This window comes from Photobacterium sp. 53610 (assembly GCF_036409375.1).
GTDB lineage: Bacteria > Pseudomonadota > Gammaproteobacteria > Enterobacterales > Vibrionaceae > Photobacterium.
This window is the reverse complement of the sequence record NZ_JAXOFS010000008.1, coordinates 124,885-144,821: the sequence shown is the minus strand read 5'-3', so window position 1 is coordinate 144,821 and position 19,937 is coordinate 124,885. Positions and strand designations below refer to the sequence as shown.

The following is a 19,937-nucleotide window of genomic DNA, read 5'->3' as shown; positions in this document are numbered from 1 at the left end:
GTCGTGATGTTCTTGATTTCTGGCAGGCTGACACGTTGTGATTCAGCCGCTGGGAAAGCACAAACGCCCGGTTCGGGCGTTTGTGCGTGACATACTGTGCTGGCGCTGCGGCCATCTCAGTTTTTCTGCCGGGCAACCCGGACCACATTCGGCATCACCCTGATCCGGCGCATGATATTGGCCAGATGGACCCGACCTTTGGTGGTCAGGCGAACGGTGATGGTATACAGGCGGCCGTCCTTCTCTTCGGTCGACAGACCCTGAATGTTGGAACCGGTATTGGCAATAGTGTTGGTCAGATCGGCCAGTGCACCCTGATGGTTCTGCATGTCGACTTTGAGGTTGGTGACAAACTCCTGCTCGAAGTCGCGGCTCCATTCCACCGGCATGTATTTGTCCGGCTCTTTCTGGTAACCGCGGATGTTCGAACATTCCTCGCGGTGGATCACCAGCCCTTTGCCCGGGCTGACGTACGCCATGATCGGGTCACCGTGGATCGGATGACAGCAGTTGGCGAAGGTCAGCAGAATACCGTCGGCACCACGGATTGGCATCCGGCGTTTGTCGTCCGTCTGGTTTTCTTCGTCCAGCGTGCCCAGCAGTCTGCGGGCAATCACCACGCTCATCAGTTCACCCAGGCCAATCGCAGCGAGCAGGGATTCCTGATCTTTCAGACGCAGATCCTGAAGTACCTGATTCAGCGTGTCCGGGTCGATCTGGTCGATATTCAGTTCACCCAGCGCATGGTTCAGCAGGCGACGGCCTAGCGTAATGGATTCGGTCCGGCGCATGGTTTTGAGGACCTGCCGGATCTTGGTCCGTGCGCGGGAAGTCACCACATAGTTGAGCCAGGCCGCATTCGGGCGTGCACCCGGTGCGCTGATGATATCGACGGTCTGACCGTTTTTGAGCGGCTTGCTCAATGGATACGGCTGACGGTCAACTTTGGCACCGACACAGGTATTACCCACGTCCGTATGCACGGCATAGGCAAAGTCAACGGCAGTGGCGCCAACCGGCAGTTCGACAATCCGGCCTTTCGGTGTGAAGACGTAAATCTCATCCGGGAAGAGATCAGATTTCACGTTCTCGATAAATTCGAACGAGTTACCGGCACTCTGCTGCAGCTCCATCAGGCTCTGCATCCAGCGCTGGGCTTTTACCTGCGCGGTGGTGCCAGAGCTTTCGCCATCTTTGTAGGTCCAGTGGGCCGCAACCCCTTTATCCGCCATCTGATCCATGTCGTCGGTCCGGATCTGAACTTCGACCGGAACTCCGTGCGGGCCGACCAGAGAGGTATGTAGTGACTGATAGCCATTGGCTTTCGGGATGGCAATGTAGTCTTTCATCCGGCTCGGACGCGGTTTGTATAGGTTATGCACCTGTCCCAGCACCCGGTAGCAGGTATCCAGATCCCGGACCAAAACCCGGAAGGCATAGATATCCATGATCGAATGGAAGCGCTGTTCCTTGTTCTTCATCTTGTTATAGATGGAGTACAGGTTCTTTTCGCGGCCAACCACTTTGCCGTCGATCCCCGCATCAAACAGGCGGCCTTCAATTTCTGCGTGGATCCGGTTAATCATTTCTTTCCGGTTCCCACGGGCAGCGGCGACCACTTCTTTCAGCACCCGATAGCGGTTCGGATACAGGGCTTCGAAGCCCAGTTCTTCAAGCTCGGTCTTAATATTGTGGATACCCAGACGGTGGGCCAGGGGAGAAAAGATTTCCAGGGTTTCGCGGGCAATACGGCGGCGCTTATCCGGGCGCAGGGCACCCAGGGTCCGCATATTGTGCGTACGGTCGGCCAGCTTGATCAGGATGACCCGGATGTCATTGGCCATCGCCATGATCATTTTGCGGAAGTTCTCCGCCTGGGCTTCTTTCCGATCGCGGAATTTGAGTTTGTCCAGTTTGGACACACCATCCACCAGTTCGGCCACGGTCGACCCGAAACGACTGTCGAGGTCGTCTTTGGTGACATCGGTATCTTCTATGACATCGTGGAGCAGGGCGGCCATCAGGGTTTCGAAATCCAGGCGCATTTCGGCCAGGATCCGGGCGACGGCAATCGGGTGGATAATGTAAGGCTCACCGCTGGAACGGGTCTGGCCTTCGTGGGCGTCTCTTGCGACTAAATAGGCCTGCCTGAGCGCCTCAATCTGAGTCTCAGGCAGGTATTCAATTACAACTTCTTTCAGGCTATCAAAGAGATACAAATTGCCCGCTTCCTTGAATTAGCGCTGGTTACCTGCAATGGCACTCACAGCTGCCAGTTCAGCAGCTTCCTGCTCTTGCATTTCCTGACGCTCGCGTGCGTCCAGAATATCTTTGGTGATCAGGCCTTCTTCGATCTCGCGCAGGGCGATCACTGTGTACTTGTCGTTCTCTTCAGGAACCAGTGGATCCTTACCGCCAGTTTGCATTTGACGTGCACGGCGAGAAGCAATTTGGATCAGATCGAAACGGTTGCCAATTTTATCAACAGCATCTTGAACAGTTACGCGTGCCATCGAGGACTCCAGTGGTTTTAGTAAAAAGATTGAAAATTGTACAAAATTACTTACTGCTGCGCCAGTAGCGCAGAAAGCATGCTGCTATATTTAGCAGCTTGCTTGTCTTGCTTCAATCGCTCCGCACGGATGATTGCTTTAAAATCCATGAGTGCCACATCGAAATCGTCATTCACGATCACGTAATCGTACTCTGTGTAATGCGAGATTTCTGAGCGCGCTTCATCCATCCGGCGGGCAATCACTGCGTCGCTGTCCTGTCCGCGGGCGTTGAGACGACGCTCCAGCTCGTCTTTGGACGGCGGCAGAATGAAAATACTTTTGGCCAGCGGCATCTGGAGGCGGATTTGCTGTGCGCCCTGCCAGTCGATATCCAGAAAGACATCAATGCCTTTATCGAGCTGTTGCTCAATCCACAGGCGGGAGGTGCCGTAAAAGTTACCGAACACCTCGGCGTGTTCCAGGAACGCGCCCTGTTCTGCCAGCTCTTTGAATTCTTCCACGCTGACAAAGTTGTAATGCACACCATGTGCTTCACCCGGACGCATGCCGCGTGTGGTGTGGGAAACCGAGACCTTCATGTCATAGGTTGGATTGGTTTCCAGCAGAGCGTTGATCAGGCTGGATTTGCCTGCGCCGCTCGGGGCCGAAACGATGTATAACGTGCCTTTGCTCATGACCAGTGTTACTCAAGTGGAAGAAAGGGCGCGCAGGGTATCACGAACTGCGGTGAAATTGAATCCGGATGTGCAAGTTTCACCCGGAGATTCACAGCCCGGCTCAGGCCTGTCGTCGTCAGTTATTCGGCCGGTGCGTTTTCAGGCGCTTTCTTTAAAAAATAGCACGTTGTGGCCGAGTCATCAGGGCGGGGAAATCAGACGGCAAAAATTGTTCAGCATGGTCTGGAAGCTGTATTCCTGCCTTACCTTCAGCCGGTTGGCCTGGCCAATGGGCTGCCACTGGTCGGGTGCGGCAAGCAGTTGTGTCATCGCACGGCCATAGGAGGCGGGCTGAACGACAAACGGCTGGTTGGCGGCCGAAAGCATGGATTTGACATCGCCGACATCGGTTGCCAGAACCGGCAGACCGGCACCCATGGCTTCCAGTACTGACAGCGGCATCTGTTCCGTATCGGACGACAGGCAGAAGATATCGCCCTGAGCTAGAAAGCCCCAGACATCATCAATCCGGCCTGCCAGCCGGATCTGGTGGTTCAGATGGTGTTTTGAGACATAGCTATCCAGCTCGGTCAGCAAGGGACCATCACCGCCAATCAGCAGGCGGCTGTCCGGCGCATGCGCTGCGACCGTATCGATCAGGCGCGGCAGGTTTTTCTCTTTGCGCAGGCTGGCGAGCGTGATCAGGGTTGGCTGCTTCACAGAAAATGCTGGGGCAAGGTGCGCCGGAGTCTCGATCCCGTTGGGGAAATAATGCAGCCGGGCCGGGGGAATGCGCCATTGCTGGCTGGCGATCTGCATCAGAATATGAGAAGGAACCACAACTTCGGTGCGCCCTCCCAGTGCCAGACGGCGAAACAGATTCCGCCGCGGATACAGCCGGGTGGCTTCATCCGGATTGAAACCGTCTTCCCAGTGTACGCCGCGGCACAGTCGGCTAAAGCGGTTACACAGGGCCCACTCAATGGCGCCCCAGTTGTAAGTCATCAGGACTTCGGGCTGGTATTCCCGGAGTGTCCGGTGGATACGTGTCAGCCGCTCCGGCAGACTGAAGGATTTCAGCTCAGGCAGGGTCAGGCAGGTGACGTGAACATGGGCTGCCAGCCGGGCAGCTGCATCCAGTCGGCCATCCAGCGAAATCACCACATGCTGATGATGCCCCGGCAGGGCGTTCACGAGCTGAGCAAAGCGAATTTGCGGCCCGCCGAGGGTAAAGGTGGAAAAGACATGCAGGAGTACCGTCATAACGCAGTTGCCTTTTCAGACGGGCTGTCTTCCGTGTGTATCTGGTTTGGTCTGGCTGCAGAGGGCGGCGGTGTCACCGGTGGCTCGCTGCGGTGTACAAGAACGGCACGCTGGTAAAAGACATGCCAGTCATTGACCGGTTGCCAGTTCAGCAGGCGTTTCTCACCGCTGGTGTCAAACCGGGCATTCATGGCCCGGGATTTCAGATCCCGTAAGGAAGGCAGGTTAATGTGACGTCCCCCCAGTCGCTTGATGGCCCACTTGGCTATTTCCTGCAGATACAGCCAGAAAGTCAGCTGGGGGACATAGCGGTAAGGACGGTTCAGCCCTTTGCTGAGCATGGTGACATATTCCCGAGCGGACGGCCTGACATCACCGACCAGATTCAGTGCCTTGCCCCGTGCAGCCGGGTTGGTCATTGCCGCGACAGTGGCCGAGGCAACATCTTCGGCCAGCACGAAGGGCAGCGGATTGTGTCCCAGATTCCAGCCGATGAAGTACTGACTGTTATTGAAAAAACCGACGCCTGTGTGGTGAATCAGGCCGCCTTCGCCGACGACGATGCCGGGGCGCAACACCACCACATCGAGCTCAGGCATTTCGTGCATCAGCAGCTCATCTGCCATGGCTTTGGCCCGGGCGTAATCTGCCCGCTGACTCGCGCAGGGATCTACGGGGGAGGCGCTGTGAATGACGGTGCGGGCGCTCCCCAGGTATAAGGAAGCAATGGAGCCGACGTGGACCAGCCGGGTAATGCCGTGGGCCAGACAGGCACAGGCAATCGTCCGGGCGGAGTCGACCATTGCATGGTGAATGGCCTGCCAGTCGCCACTGCCGCCGCCGTGGGCCAGATTGATCACGTAGCGGGCCCGGCTGACGGCATGCTCCACGGCTGCCGGATCACAGACATCGCCCTGAATCAGCTGAATGTCCGGCTGGTAGAACAATGCCGGCAGGGACTGAAGATGCCTTGCCATCACACCGACGGTGTATCGTTCAGCCAGTAACTGACTGACGACATGGCGTCCGATGAAGCCGGTTCCGCCAATCACCAGCACATCGAAGGGCTGTTCGGTCGGCGGACTGGCTGGTGTCCGTTCTGTGTCTGAAGGCGGGGGGAGATGCAAAGCATCAGCACCCAGGCTTTTCTCAGCAAGCTGGTGGCAAAGTTCGACCAGTTCGCGACCAAATTCTGCAGCATGGGGGAGTGGCTGCTGTGACTCCCGTGCCTGATGAAATGCACGGATGCTGGACTGCATCGACAGGAAGAATGGATCTCTGGAAGCCCGCAGTCCGGTGATTGCACCGGCGTATTCAGCCAGTTGTCGGATCCCCTGAGCGATCAGGCTGCCAGCCTGGGCACAGGCGGTCACAGCGGTATCCAGTGCGGGCAGAAAGCGGCTGCGGCCGTTGATCAGGACGCGTTGCCGAATGATATCCAGTGTCAGAGAGCCGTCCTCTCCGGTGATATGGAGCTGCCAGATTGGGAAATCATTGCCCATGGCAAACGAAAAATGAAAAGGAACGCTCAGATCGCCCATCGCATCCAGCCGGAGAATACAGGGCTGTTGTCCGCTCAGGACTTTCATCTGACTGATCCGACTGGTCAGCACGCCTTGGGGCGGACCGAATAAGGTCAGCAGTTGTGATAAGGGGTGTACCGCCTGCTCCAGCAGCAGATTGACGGGCTGGCGGAACATCCAGTGACTGAACTGCCCGCTGTCCAGCTGACGCAACGGCATTTCGTAATTCAGGGTGACGGAGGTTACCGGACCAATCGTGTTGCTGTCGAGCAGGCGCTTGGCCACTTCAATGACCGGGTGAAACAGAAAATTCTGGTTGACTGCCAGGGTCAGCCCCTCTTGACGGGCCAGACGGATGAGGGCGTCACACTCTTTTGTGGTTTCCGCCAGCGGCTTTTCGACCAGTACGTGTTTGCCATGGGTCAGCAGATTCCGGACCAGCTCGTAATGCAGATTCGGCGGGGTCAGTACATGAGCGGCGTCAAAGTCGGTTTCGGCCAGTGCCTGAACAAGCTGGCTGAAACAGTGCGGTACCTGATAGCGGCGGGCCAGTGACTGCGCTGCAGACAGATCGGGGTCCACGATGGCGGCAATAGTGATCCCCGGTAAGGCGTGAATGGCTCTGGCATGAACATCGGAAATAAAACCGGCCCCGACCAAGATAACTTTGCTGTCTGTTTTTGCGTTCATACCTGCTCCTTCATGGCTGTCCCTCATGAATCAATCACTAAGCAGTGTGCTTATTGGTATTTTTATGTCATGTGCGCACTGTTCTTATTAAATATAGTCAGCAGAAAGCAGGGGGTAGGTGAAGCTGCAGGTAAAGTCATACAAAAGTAATAAACGGGGAGATGCTGATGCGCTGAAAATGCGGATGTCGCCAGCTCTTCTCGGGAAGCTGAAGAACCGGCGGGTCAGGGTTAGCTGGCCTGATAACGGGAGAGACCGTTGTGGCAGAATGCCAGGCGATGGTGCTTGGTGCGCATCAGAATTTCGTGGTTGCAGGCCACCATATTCCGCGGACTTTCATCATGGTAGAGATGAAAGGCCACAGCTGAAAAGCGCAGGCGCTTGCGGCGAATGCCGCGATTGATCATCCGGGTGGCAAATTCGTTGTCTTCTTTACCCCAGCCGACGAAGTCCTCGTTGAAGCCGTTAATGGCGACCACATCCTGTTTCCAGAAGGCCATATTGCAGCCTTTCGTGCCTGAAATTGAGGTTGGAGAACCGTAGCTGAGGGAGCGAAGCACGGGCAGACGCAGTCCGTAGCAACGGTTTTTCAGATCCAGAATCCCTTTCATCCGGCAGTGCGGGATCACACCATGTTCAAACACATGGAAGTTCCCCTGCTCATTCAGCCGGACGCGCCAGCCCTGAATAAAATAGCCGGGCTGAGCGGTCCGGGTATGGTCACGGATAAAATGGCGATCCAGCACCATATCTCCGTCAATCATCACCAGATAGTCACCATTGGCCCGGGCGATGGCTTTGTTACGGCTTGCTGAAAGCCGGTAACCTTCATCTTCCTGCCAGCTGTGAATCACAGGAATACTCAGTTTCTGTTGCCAGTAGGCGACAACTTCCGCGGTCTCTTGACCTGAGCCGTCATCGGCAATGATGACTTCCCGCGGCAGATGGCTCTGTCTTTCAATACTTTCCAGAACTTTATTTAAAGCTTCCGGCCAGTTATAGGTGGTCACAATTAACGAAATATCCATATTGAACTGCATCTATGGTGAAAGTGATAATTTTTAACGCTCTGAATTCCGGGTGCAGCAAACCGCTGGCTGATTGGGATCAACCATGGTGCTATCGGGCTTTACCGGCCAGGCAGGGACTTTCAGAGCGAGGTTTTAACGAGCACAAATTTACCATTATGCAAATGACAAACAAATGAATGGCGGCATTAAAATGCTCATAGAGTGAACCTGGTTCACAGAAGGATTTTTTATTTTATCAGCCGATATTTTTATTTAATTTTTGTAAATGGCATGTGTTCGGGATTTCTCTCTTTTCATTCTTTTCCAGACCTATGTCTTGGCTGAAGTCTGTCGCTGTCACTCTGAATCAAGGGCAATCGGGTTGAAGCTTAAAAGCAAGCAGTTGATTCAATGCATGATTTCACTTCTCTCATAATTTCTCCCCGATTTGACCTTGCTCTGAGAGCACAGACATCTGCGGATCTGGTGAAATTTGGATCATCATGATCGCAATTTGATCTCAAATGATGGTGAAGTGTGATGAAAGTATATTTTTTGTTAATCGAAGGTTACTTATTATTCTCTTTGTGAAATTATGTGCTTAATCATGTTGCGCACTGAGTGTAGTTGCATTTATTTGCTGAGTACTACCACCTGTTTTTGGTTGATTGTACTGACCAGGTCATTGCCATACTGAAACCAGTAAAACCATAAAATCAAACGAGTTAGTTGGGCTTATGAAGGGATCAAGTCGTTGTGAGACGGAAGATGAGGCATTTCTTTATCTGAGAAATAATGTCTTTATTGAGCCATTAGTCGAACATTGGTACGCATGGCACTATTTGCTTTCTCCTGTTGCTCGTTCTTTTTTTATGAGGAAAAACAGGAAGCAATTAAGATCATTTTTAAAATATCCTGAATTTCATAGTGGTATTTCCAGTGGGAAAGTGAGCACGGTCAGATTATCCATGGATGATGTGTTCAGTGTGGAACAATACCTGGATGGCAACCAACAGCAAGAAGCGCAACAAGAACAGCTACTTTCTGCTGTCGAAAAGCTTGATGAATTAGTTTCACAATTTAAAGGTGACAGTTTAGAGCCTCTTTATCAGGAAATTCCATCCGAATTGAAAGGCAGGGCTGAGCTTTACTATGCCCGGAATCAGAGCGGCGCATACCGTCTTTTTGAAAATGCATTTGATGGGGTGTTTGACCAGTGTGAAAGTGTATTATTCACATTAAAAACGGAGCACACCAAACGTCCGCCAGTGTTTAATACACCACGTTTGTCTTGTCATGAAACTCAGTTTTTGATTGATGTTGATTTTAAAGAAAAAATACTGGATAAAATTTTTGAGGCGAGACGAACTCCGGTCGATTTCAATAAGCTTTGCCGGGAAATGAATCTGTCTGACGAAGCGAAGCAGCAGTTCAGAATATTGTTCACCTCAGAGTGTGAACACAAAGAACCGTCAGCACCCAGCCATGAAACGATTCGTTATTTTGGTCATGCGACTTTGCTGATTGAGACTTCGTCTGAATCACTGCTGATTGACCCCTGGATTCAGAATGAATATTTTGAAAAAGATGGGAAAACATCATATTCGTTATCTGATTTACCTGAGCATATTGACTATGTTGTGATCACTCATGGGCATGCGGATCACTTTAATGTCGAAACCTTACTGCAAATCAGACATAAAGTGGGGCAGATTATTGTTCCTAAAAGTTCTGGTGACATGATTGAAGACCCGTCACTGGCCAAGATACTCAAGCAAATCGGCTTCGGGAATGTGATCGAAGTGGATCCGTTTGAGAAAATTCAGGGAAATACTTTTCAACTGCATACCCTTCCTTTTCTGGGAGAGCATGGTGACCTTCGGGTAGATGCGAAGTCATCTTATTATATTGAAACGGATTCTGAGCAGCTGCTTATATTATCGGACTCGAAATTTATACAGGCAGAAATTTATCAATATCTGTTCGATAATTCGCTCAAAGTGAGCAAGATGTTTGTCGGGATGGAGTGTGAAGGTGCGCCATATACCTGGCTGTATGAGCCCGTATTAAATCAAGGTCATCAACCGGAGTACGCAAAAAACAGACGCTTAACTGGCTGTGACTGTGATGAAACTGAACAACTGATTCAATTGATCAACCCTGATTCTGTATTTGTATATGCGATGGGCCTTGAACCATGGCTGGAATATTTAATTGGTAAGCCAGCAACCTTCGATGACTATATTGTTAGGGAATATAAACGCTTAGAGGAAAAAATGTCTCTGGAAGACAGGCCGCTTAAGCTTTTATATTGGTCTGAAGAAATTTCAATTTGATATTAAGTTAGCGATGCGTATGGAAAAGTATAAGACATATCAGTTAACGACTGAAGACCTTGAGTTCATCTATCATGCTTGTCATCAGTTGATAGAAAAACATGATTCGGTTGAAACAGACAGTTTCGCCAGAGATTGTGCGGTCTATGCTATGGAACTCAGCCGGAATTTGAGAGAGGACGTATTAGATTTCAAAAATACGGCCCACAGCTATGCAGCATTCTTAATTCATGGCCTTCCGATCGATATTGAAAATATTCAGACACCCAATACATGGGACTGTAACTGGCATCATTCTGAGACGTTTACATATGAAGTCATCCATTCATTAGTCTCCTGCTTGTTCGGCGAAATTTTTGGGTGGTCAACGCAAGAAAATGGCCGCTTTATGCGCTATGTGGTGCCGATTAAAGCAGATGCTTATGAGCAGCTGGGGTCAAGCAGTTCAGCCGAACTGGACTGGCATACGGAAGAAGCTTTCCATCCAACACCTGCTGATTATGTTTCGCTGATGTGTTATCGCAATACGGAACAAGCAGCGACATCATTATGCCATGTCGATGAAATTGTCAGTCAGTTAGATGGGAAAACAATTGATATTCTGTTCAGCAAGTCTTTTTGTATTGCGCCGGATACGTCACATCACGTCAAAGAAAATAAAAGTGATCACTGGGATATCGATATTCATAAGTACCATATGAGTGCTGAAGCTAAGTATGTCGATACACCGATCTCAATTTTATACGGGAATCGGGAGCGGCCTTTTATGCGAGCAGATCTACCTTATATGGCAGTGCTTGGTGAAAATAAAGACGCTGAAATGGCACTTGAAAAATTCAAGTCGGTTGTGAACCAATCTCTGATTGATGTCTGTCTTACTGAGGGACAGATCATGCTGATTGATAACAGAAGGGCTGTGCACGGCAGGCGTCAGTTTTCAGCGAAATATGATCATTATGGCCGATGGTTAAAAAGAATTAATATCATCAGGGATCTGCGTGCTTTAACCTCAGAATTTAACCAGCTGTGCGACAGACGCATTGTATAAGGAATTTGATTATGCATCATGAATATATCATTATTGGCGCTGGACCTGCTGGATTACAGCTCGCTTATTATCTCGAGAAATCAAGTGAAGATTATTTGATTCTGGAAAAGGGGGATTGCTCCGGAAATGCATTTAAAACGTTACCGAAGCATGGCAAGCTGATTTCTATTAATAAAGTTTATACAGGTTATAACGATGATGAAATCAATCTTCGTTGGGACTGGAATTCGTTATTAAATGATGAAGGATTTCTTTTTAAACATTACTCTGAGAAATATTTTCCTGATGCGAAAGATTTAGTTCAGTATCTGAATGATTTTAAAGATAAGTTTGGACTGAAGGTGACTTACAATGCCGATATTGTATCCATTGATAAAGATGAACACTTTTCATTAAAGGATGCTGACGGTAAGGTTTACACATGTGAGAAACTCATTATCGCGACTGGATTGGCAAAAGAAAATAAGCCTTGTTTTCCTGGCAGTGAATATGTAAAAACTTACACGAAAGCCTCAATTAATCCTGATGATTATAAAAACAAATCTGTTTTGATCTTAGGAAAGGGCAACTCTGCTTTCGAAACGGCTGATAATTTGGTTGAAACTGCATCTGTCATCCATCTGTTAAGCCCGACACCAGTGAAGCTGGCCTGGAAAACACATTATGTCGGGCATTTGAGAGCAGTGAATAACAATATATTAGATACCTATCAGTTAAAGTCGCAGAACACCATCCTTGATGCTGAAGTGACAAAAATTACCAAAGACAATGATAAGTATATTGTTGATTTTTCTTATACTCACGCGAATGGACAGCACTGGCAGATTGTTGTTGATGAGATTATTTCTTGCATCGGTTTCTCTTTTGACGACAGTATGTTTCAAGGTGCTGCAGTCCCTCAGATTACAGAGAATAAGAAATATCCGAGAATGACAGAATTCTGGGAATCTACCAATGTTGAGGGGATGTATTTCGCCGGAACGATCATGCATATGCGTGATTATAAGCAGTCGTTTTCTGGTTTCATACATGGATTCAGGTACAACGTGAAAGCATTAGCTGAAATCTTAAAAATGAAGCAAGGCAAAGATGCGTTTCACCGTGAGAGATTACATTCATTTGAATCTGTCTATGAAAAAATCATGTACCGGATTCATAGTAACTCTTCGCTATATCAGCAGCCTGGATTTATTAGCGATGTGCTGCTTATCAATGATGGCAATGTTGAATATGTTGTCGATATACCAGTTGATCTCATTGAAAAGATATATCAGAAATCAAGCCATATCCGATTCACATTTGAATACGGTAAGAAGGAGCATCCCGATCCATTTAATGTTATCCGGATGCCGGATGATGGCGACAACAGTACATTTATCCATCCTGTGTTCCGGGTCTACCAGGATGGTGTCATCGTAGAGGAGTACCATATCCCTGAAGACTTGCAGAATGAATGGGATAAGGAAATGTATACGACTCCTTTTCAAAGTTTCTTGAAAATGGTTTTGCCATTGGAAAGGAAAAACATGTCTCAAGGTGAGAGACATGAAACGTTAGATAACTATTGTTCATAAGGAAAATATCATGAAAAAGTCAAACGTACAGAAAAAAGCGAAAATCAGCCGTAACAAGAATGGCCAGTACTTAGGCAACCTGATCGGCTAAAACCGGTATGGTCCCCACATCTGTGGGGACCATATGGAGGACTTATGATTGTAATAAGACCAGAAAAATATAAGCAGTTGGGTGAATCTGAAAACTGTGATTTTGTCCTGCTGACGAATAGTGAATTCTCTGACAAGTTCGAAATATCAACGGAGAATGACTATCTATCAACAAAAATAATTGCTTGTGATACACCAGAAAGCTTTCATGACATTCTGGATAATCAAAAATTAGCTCATCAAACCCATTTCCTTGTCATTTCTCCTCATGTCTTATTCTCTTCGCCACCGGCAGAGAAAATTGCAGAGAAGTGTAAGATTATTTCAATGCCATGTAACTCTACAGAAATATTCTTGGACGATATAAGTTATTTCTTAGAGAAGATGGAATTGACTGATCCTGATGCTCAAAAAGCTTGGGCGGATTATTTCTTTGACCATATCGAAGAATCCGACCATATCCAGTTTGTTGATAAAAAGAATGGTTGCGAAGCCGTTTTTCTTCACGACAGTGACGAATATTGCTGGTTTGAGCAATTGGGCCGTCTCAGCTGGGGAGAGCAGCAATTTGTGCCCTCTGGTGAAATCAGCGTATTGCCGCTGTTTCACGGAAACTACAATGCTGAAAAACGGTTAAATATTCAGGGCGAAATTGCTTTGCGCGGGTATCCCATTGTGAACAGTGGCTCTGTGTCTTTTTTAAGAGAAGACCAGAATAAAATTTTCGATGCATTAGAACCACTGTATGAAGTGCCGGTTATTGCAACCGTCGAGCATGGCGTGATTACTTCACTACGTAGTGACATCGAAAATCATCCCGCGATTGTGATGTTAGAGAAGTTATTTGATATCGACTCGCGCTACAGAATCATTTGGGAGATTGGCTTCGGGACCAATCAGGATATCGATTTCCAGAAAGGAAACCGTTCACCCAATGAATGTTATGGCGGCAGCAATGGCACTGTCCACTGGGGGCTGGGCTTAACGCCGTGGACCCAATATCACATCGATATTATTTGTCCGGACACTGTCGTCTATACGTCAGACGAAGTCATGATTGCCGGTGAAGTGAAAGAGAAAAAGTCGCTGAGACGTGTGAAATCAGCAGGCTGTCCATGTATTAGTTAATACGCGGGAAAATCAGACCTTAAATTGGATTTTGAAGGTAGCACAATGGAATGTAATTCACTGTCACAGTTCGGTACTGTCCTTGAAAAGCTCAAAGACAATGCGGAAAGAACACCAGATAAGCTAGCTTTAAATGGTGATTTAGGGTCTGTCTCTTATGCTCTGCTAGAAGCGCAATCTGATCAGCTGGCGTCTCTGCTGATCAGCGATAAAGGGATCCGGGCGGGAGATATTGTACCGCTCGTTGCCGGCCGGACAAATGACAGCCTGATCTGTATGCTGGCGCTGTTAAAGACGCGAGCTGTCGTTTATCCGATTGAGGTAACCAATTTCAACGCGGATACTCAGAAAGCCTTGATGAATGATTCTGGTCTTTCTTTTTCAGAACCATTGGTGGCATCTGATCTGGGAATCACACTTGAGAGCACTGCATTTGCTCAGCCTGTTCTGGACTCAGATGCGGACGATTTACCTGAATCGGGCGGATTTCTTTATTTCACCTCCGGCAGTACGGGTAAGAAAAAGCCTGTTTTTGTCAGTGCTGAAAACATCAGCCAGCGTATTGCCAATACGACCAGAGATTTGGGTTTCGACCATCACCTGAATGCACTCTGGTGTTGCAGCGTTTCATTCGATATCTCTCTTTTTGTAACGCTCTCCACCCTATATTGTGGTGGCACTCTCATCACCCCGCCGCAGGTACACCTGAATGAAATCTCCGGTTATCTGAATACCATTAAGCAATACAGCGTCAACTTTATTAATCAGGTGCCTTCGTTTATTCAGGCGCTGTGTGAGTTTTCCGATTTTGAAGAAAAGGTGAAACTGAAGTATCTGTTTCTGGGCGGCGATGTTTTAACGAAAGATGTGCTGGCGCAGACTCTGTCCTGTTTTGATGCTGATGTTGTCGCGAATATTTATGGTCCGACTGAAACAACCATGCTTGCGACTCACTATGTCATCGATCAGGAAAATTATCACAACCTGAAAAGCTTACCGATTGGCCAACCTTTCAGCGGCACTGTCATTGAAATTCTCGATGAGCATATGCAGCCCATGCCAGACGGCGAGGTCGGTGAAATTTATATTCGCGGGATAGGTATGTGCCGGTATCTGAATCATGATAACAGCAGCTTTATCGCCTGTGACTCAGGAGCTGTGGCCTATCAGTCTGGCGATTTCGGATATATTGATTCCAATGGTGACATTGTTTTCGAAGGGCGACGGGACGATCAGGTCAAGATATCCGGCGTCAGACTCAGTCTTTCGGAAATCGAAAATCAAATATTAAAGACCAATTATGTTGTGGGCAGTGTCCGTATCACCAGTCTTTCAGATGATGTAAAGGCAATTTTAAATACTGACTTACTCGTGTTTTATATTCTTGCTGATTCGGCAGAAGCAGGGCAGGTTCCCGTGTTTACAAATGCCGTGCCTTCTTCTGTCAGGCATAAGGCCATTCAGCTGGAGCACTTTACTTACAATGAAAATGGAAAAGTGGCGCTCAAAGAGATGACCACGACTTACGTCCATTTTTTGACTGAGCAAAAAGAGGCTGCTCCTCTGTCTCATGATGATCCCCGGGAACAATCGGTTAAAACCATTCTGGGTATTGATCACTTTGACCATTCGAAATCGTTCAGGGAGTTAGGGGGTTCCAGTTTAGTGGCCCTGAAATTGAGATCCGAGATGAAGAAGCAATTCGGCATCGATATCAATATCAGAGACCTCCTTACATCGAAGCAGTCGTTAAAAGATCTGATGGATGGAGCAGTATCAGATGCATAACGTTTACGGTTCGTACACACCATGGCAGCAGGCACATCCTCAGCAGGCTGTGCTGTACAAAATGTTTCTGGAGAATGCCGCGAAGTGTGATTTGTACAAAATCAGCCAGCGTTATCAGGTGCGTAATTGCGCCGTGGAACAGCTGAGCAAATCCATTCAGAAGGTCATCTCTGATTTGCCTGTGCTGGGTGCACGATTCAGATGCACAAAGGATGTTGTGGAAGTGTGTTTTGCCCATGGGTATACGCCTTCGGTTCAGCAGAACCAAGACAATGACGTGCTGTCATCACACCAGTTTACCCGCGCAGATCTAGAGCAGGGCGAGCTGGTCAAAGTATCGGTCAGTCCCGGGGAAAACTGCTGTCAGTTTATCCTGTCCATTCATCATATTGTCTGTGATGCGCACACACTGGCATGGATTGAGGCGCGGCTGGAAAAAGAGCTGGCAGGCAAACTTGAACCGTCCACAGCATCGGCTGATCTGGCGTCTTACCAGGCCTACACTGATGAAGTTATTGCCTGGCATGACAGCGAAGAGAGAGCGTCACAGCTCAGTTACTGGCGGAACCGGTTGACGGACTATCAGTCAGACGTGGCTTTGGTCAATCTCGAAAAACAGATCGATCGGGCTGACGATGCTGCTTTTTCCTATGCGTTTCAGCTTGGGGAGCCGGCACTGAATCGGTTTAACCATGTTGTTGAATCTGCTGAAGTCACGCCTTTTATTTTGATGCTGGCGCTTAGCGAGATTTTTATTGCCAGACATTTTGATCAAGAGAAATTTATTCTGAATACAAGTCTGGACCAGCGCGGTTACTGGAACGCGTCCACAGATGTCGGATTATATTCAAGTTATTTGCCCGTGTGTTGTCATGTGAAGCCTGAGCAGCATTTCGGTGATCTCCTTGTTCAGATTCAGGATGATTTCTATGAAGGGCTGATCAACGGAAAGGCTTCACTGTACGATCTGATTGTTGAGTCCGGCGTCGATGTGACACGGGCTTCTGCACTGCTGGAATTTACGGAAAGTGCCGGGGCACACGGAGTACTGGAATATCTGAGCTCTTTCAATGAGAAAATTGATTTTCCGTTGGTGATTTCGGCTTGCCGAACGTCTTCCTCATTGAATATCAAAGTGATGGGGCGGGCTGACCACTACCAGCATGAATCAACGTTCCATGGAATGTGTCTGGCCTTACAACAGCTGATTGAAAAAACACTGTCACACCCGGATGTAAATGTCGCGATCAGTCAAATAAATGATGACGTTTATCAAAAGACGGAAGAACAGCTGTCATTTCACAGCCAGCCCAGTCATCTGATCCGTGAATTTGAAAAAGTCGTACAAGAACACAGCCAATGCCCGGCAATCCGGTTTGAGCAGGAAATCTATACGTTTGACTGGTTGAATCAAAAAGCAAATACAATTGCGAGAACACTCATCAACGCCTTTGAGATTCGGCCACAGGCAACCATCTGTATTCTGATGGAACGCAGTGCTCTGTTGCTGCCGATCATTATCGGTATCCTCAAAACCCGTGCCCAGTATGTACCGTTGTCTCCGTATGATGGGGAGGTGCGGCTGCGCAACCAGCTTGAACTCACGCAGCCGGATCTGGTGATAACGAGCCCGGTGTTTGAAGGGATGCTGGATGGACTTCGCTCTGAAGGAGTTGTCACGGATCGGGCGTTGTTTGAGTCTGATGAAAGTTCTGAGAATCTGGCGCTGGCGTACTCTCCGGATGACATTGCGTATACAATTTTTACGTCGGGCTCAACGGGGTTGCCGAAAGGTGTGGTGGTTCCTCATCAGGGCATAACCCATACCGTGCTCTACCGTCAGCATTACTACGGTCTGGATGCCAGTGATGTCATTCTTCAGTATCCATCCGTGTTTTATGACTCCGCAGTGAACGACTACTTTTCTACCTTACTGTCCGGCGCGTCGCTGGTGCTGTTTCGCGACAGTGACAGAAATGATGTGGCTGCATTAGCCCGGTTGATCAAAAGCCATCGGGTCACTCATTTCATGATGGTGCCTGCGATTTATTCAGCCTTGTTAGAAAGCCACTCCGACAGCCTGAAAGGGGTCAGACAGGTCGTTTTATGCGGCGATACTCTCAGCATGTCTTTAATTCATCATCACCAGGCGAGTCTGCCGGAGACCGAGGTTTATAACGAATACGGTCCGGCTGAAACGTCAGTTTGGAGTACCGTCTATCAGTTTGGTCCTGAAGATGATGAGGTACTGATTGGCAAAGGCATTGCTCACCATCTGGTTGATATTATTCATCCGAAGTGGGGGCTTTGCTTTGACAATGAAGTCGGCGAAATTTGTGTCAGCGGTCCGGGCCTCGCACAAGGCTATCTGAGAAATCCGGCGGTCACGGAAGAGAAATTTGTCGCCCATCCGATTCACGGACAAAGAATGTATCGGACTGGCGATCTGGCGTCCAGGAATGCGACAGGTGAACTGCGCTTTGTCGGACGGGTAGATAACTTCGTGAAAATAGCCGGGGCGGGCGTTGAATTAGAAGAAGTCGAGCGGGTTGTTGCCGAAACACTGTCCGTGAACCGCTTTCATCTGGTTCATGTCGAAGGGGACGATAATATTGGGACGTTGCTGTGTCTGTATGAGCATGGGACGAACACCGGATTATTAAATCGTGAGCGGTTACTGACATTTCTGCCTGCCCGAATGGTTCCTGCGCATTATCTTGATGTTGCCGAGATTCCGTTGTCGGTGAACGGAAAAGTTGACAGAAAAGCCTTAAAACGCATTGCACAGGATTATCTGAGCTCGCTGGAGCAAACGGCGGCATTCTTGCCAGCAGAGCAGCTTCAGCAAATCTGGCGTAAAACGCTGGGCAATGTGGAAATCTGCGAGACTACCAGTCTTTATGAGCTGGGGGCATCCAGTCTGGATTTCATTCAGCTGTCAAAAGATCTGAATGAGTCGCTGGCCAATCCAATTCCACTGAAAGCGTTGATGACGCGTTCAACTTTCAAGGAATGGTTGTCACTTTACGAGACGGCAACAAAGGGCCGTCAGGCGCACTCAACTGTCAGTGATGTCTGGAGCGCTTCCGCTTCGGCTTGCCGCTATCTGGTGACGAGCCTACTCCAGCAGGACAAATCAATCTTTAACATTCTGGATTACTGGAAGCTCAATAGAGAATTTCCTGTGGCTCACCTGCGTCAGGCTTGTCAGGCGGTTATCCGTCAGCATGACGTTCTGTCTTCTGCATTCCTGTTTGAAAAAGGAAGGATCACCAGCAAGCCTGTGACTGTTGATATCGACCAGGTTTATCAGGAACTGGAAATTCAGGACGGTTCGCTGGAAGAAGCGCTCAACCGAATATTCAAAAGCAGTCTATCTCTGACAACCCAGCTGTTTCAGTTTTATTTATTGCACCATGGTACAGAACGATATTTCGTCATGCTGATTCATCATGCTATCGCGGATGTTTTCAGTATTGACAGGATCATGGCGGATATCGAAAGGCATTCTTTTGCTGCAGGTGCAGAGGAACGCAGTGATTCAGAGACACACGGCGAACAACATGCAATTGATGCAACGTATCTCCGGGAGGCCGAGCAGTACTGGGCCCAGAGTCCGGCAGGGGGAGAAGCTTACCAGCTGAACTTGCCTGCAGACTTTCCCAGAGAACAAAAAACCGGGGCGGGCTGTGTCTGTCATCATGTCTTGTCCGGCTTCAGACGCGAGGTCGCTTCTGCTGCCCGGCGCTACCGGACCACTGAATTTACCGTGCTCTCATCGGCTCTGGTTTTGATGTTAAGCGACATCACCCAGTCCTCCCGGGTGTCGTTTGGCTTTCCATATAACATCCGCCGCTTGCTCAGCAGCGAGGAAGTCGGCTGTTTTTTAAATCCGATCCCGGTCGCGATGGATATCGCGGCTCATACAGCGACGGATCAAGTCATTCACGCTGTTTCTGAAACTCTGGCTGACAGCATGGCCTATGGCGCGTATCCGTTCGAACGGATGATCTCGGATAAAGGAATCAAGTGGCCCAAGGGGCGCTTTCCGCTGTTTGATGTCGGTCTGACGTTAGAGTCGCTGGATATACCCGAAATACCGGGCTCAAAACATACGATGAAACAGTCGTTTACCCCGGAACGGGTGTTTTCCCAAAATGACTTTTGGTTCTATATCAATTTTGAACAGGACGATATCGTGTTGGATGTTTTGTTTGATACCTCACTGTATCGCGAAGAAAGCATCGCACATTTCATTGCGGTGTTTTCCCGGAAGCTTCATGAAATCGTTAGTTCTAATCAGGTCGCGGTGTAG

12 protein-coding genes are annotated in these 19,937 nt (G+C 48.9%); 6 read left to right on the top strand and 6 right to left on the bottom strand.

All coding sequences use genetic code 11. The annotated features are described in order from the left end of the window. Nucleotides 1–116 precede the first annotated feature (116 nt). The 6 genes from spoT to SPK40_RS17790 all read right to left on the bottom strand — a co-directional run bounded on the left by spoT (nt 117) and on the right by SPK40_RS17790 (nt 7,676). Complete coding sequence (spoT, locus tag SPK40_RS17815) at nt 117–2,219, bottom strand: bifunctional GTP diphosphokinase/guanosine-3',5'-bis pyrophosphate 3'-pyrophosphohydrolase (protein ID WP_248144500.1); 2,103 nt, start codon at nt 2,217–2,219, stop codon at nt 117–119. An 18-nt stretch (nt 2,220–2,237) separates the two neighbouring features. After that, nucleotides 2,238–2,513: a DNA-directed RNA polymerase subunit omega gene (rpoZ, locus tag SPK40_RS17810; RefSeq protein WP_027250547.1), complete on the bottom strand. Its 276-nt coding sequence runs from the start codon at nt 2,511–2,513 to the stop codon at nt 2,238–2,240. A 50-nt stretch (nt 2,514–2,563) separates the two neighbouring features. Next, nucleotides 2,564–3,190, bottom strand: coding sequence for a guanylate kinase (gene gmk, locus SPK40_RS17805; protein ID WP_248144499.1), 627 nt, complete (start codon nt 3,188–3,190; stop codon nt 2,564–2,566). Between the two features lie 183 nt (nt 3,191–3,373). Beyond that, nucleotides 3,374–4,435: a glycosyltransferase family 4 protein gene (locus tag SPK40_RS17800; protein ID WP_330961404.1), complete on the bottom strand. Its 1,062-nt coding sequence runs from the start codon at nt 4,433–4,435 to the stop codon at nt 3,374–3,376. Next, the gene (locus SPK40_RS17795; protein WP_330961403.1) at nt 4,432–6,648 is read right to left on the bottom strand and encodes a Gfo/Idh/MocA family oxidoreductase; all 2,217 of its coding nucleotides are present in this window, start codon (nt 6,646–6,648) and stop codon (nt 4,432–4,434) included. The genes SPK40_RS17800 and SPK40_RS17795 overlap by 4 nt, the downstream gene beginning before the upstream one ends. Before the next feature lie 230 nt (nt 6,649–6,878). Beyond that, nucleotides 6,879–7,676, bottom strand: coding sequence for a glycosyltransferase family 2 protein (locus SPK40_RS17790; protein WP_248144496.1), 798 nt, complete (start codon nt 7,674–7,676; stop codon nt 6,879–6,881). Nucleotides 7,677–8,395: 719 nt separating this feature from the next. Between SPK40_RS17790 and SPK40_RS17785 the strand changes: the two genes are divergently transcribed. From SPK40_RS17785 to SPK40_RS17760, 6 genes are all read left to right on the top strand, one after another. Continuing rightward, nucleotides 8,396–9,994: an MBL fold metallo-hydrolase gene (locus SPK40_RS17785; RefSeq protein ID WP_330961402.1), complete on the top strand. Its 1,599-nt coding sequence runs from the start codon at nt 8,396–8,398 to the stop codon at nt 9,992–9,994. 19 nt (nt 9,995–10,013) lie between these two features. Beyond that, on the top strand, nt 10,014–11,042 hold the full coding sequence (locus SPK40_RS17780) for a TauD/TfdA family dioxygenase (protein WP_248144494.1): 1,029 nt from the start codon (nt 10,014–10,016) through the stop codon (nt 11,040–11,042). An 11-nt stretch (nt 11,043–11,053) separates the two neighbouring features. Beyond that, on the top strand, nt 11,054–12,616 hold the full coding sequence (locus SPK40_RS17775; RefSeq protein WP_330961401.1) for an NAD(P)-binding domain-containing protein: 1,563 nt from the start codon (nt 11,054–11,056) through the stop codon (nt 12,614–12,616). Nucleotides 12,617–12,751: 135 nt separating this feature from the next. Continuing rightward, on the top strand, nt 12,752–13,834 hold the full coding sequence (locus SPK40_RS17770; protein WP_330961400.1) for a hypothetical protein: 1,083 nt from the start codon (nt 12,752–12,754) through the stop codon (nt 13,832–13,834). 45 nt (nt 13,835–13,879) lie between these two features. Further along, nucleotides 13,880–15,622: a non-ribosomal peptide synthetase gene (locus SPK40_RS17765; protein ID WP_330961399.1), complete on the top strand. Its 1,743-nt coding sequence runs from the start codon at nt 13,880–13,882 to the stop codon at nt 15,620–15,622. Continuing rightward, entirely contained in the window at nt 15,615–19,937 is a 4,323-nt protein-coding gene (locus SPK40_RS17760) for an amino acid adenylation domain-containing protein (protein WP_330961398.1), read from the top strand. Before SPK40_RS17765 ends, SPK40_RS17760 begins: the two co-directional genes overlap by 8 nt.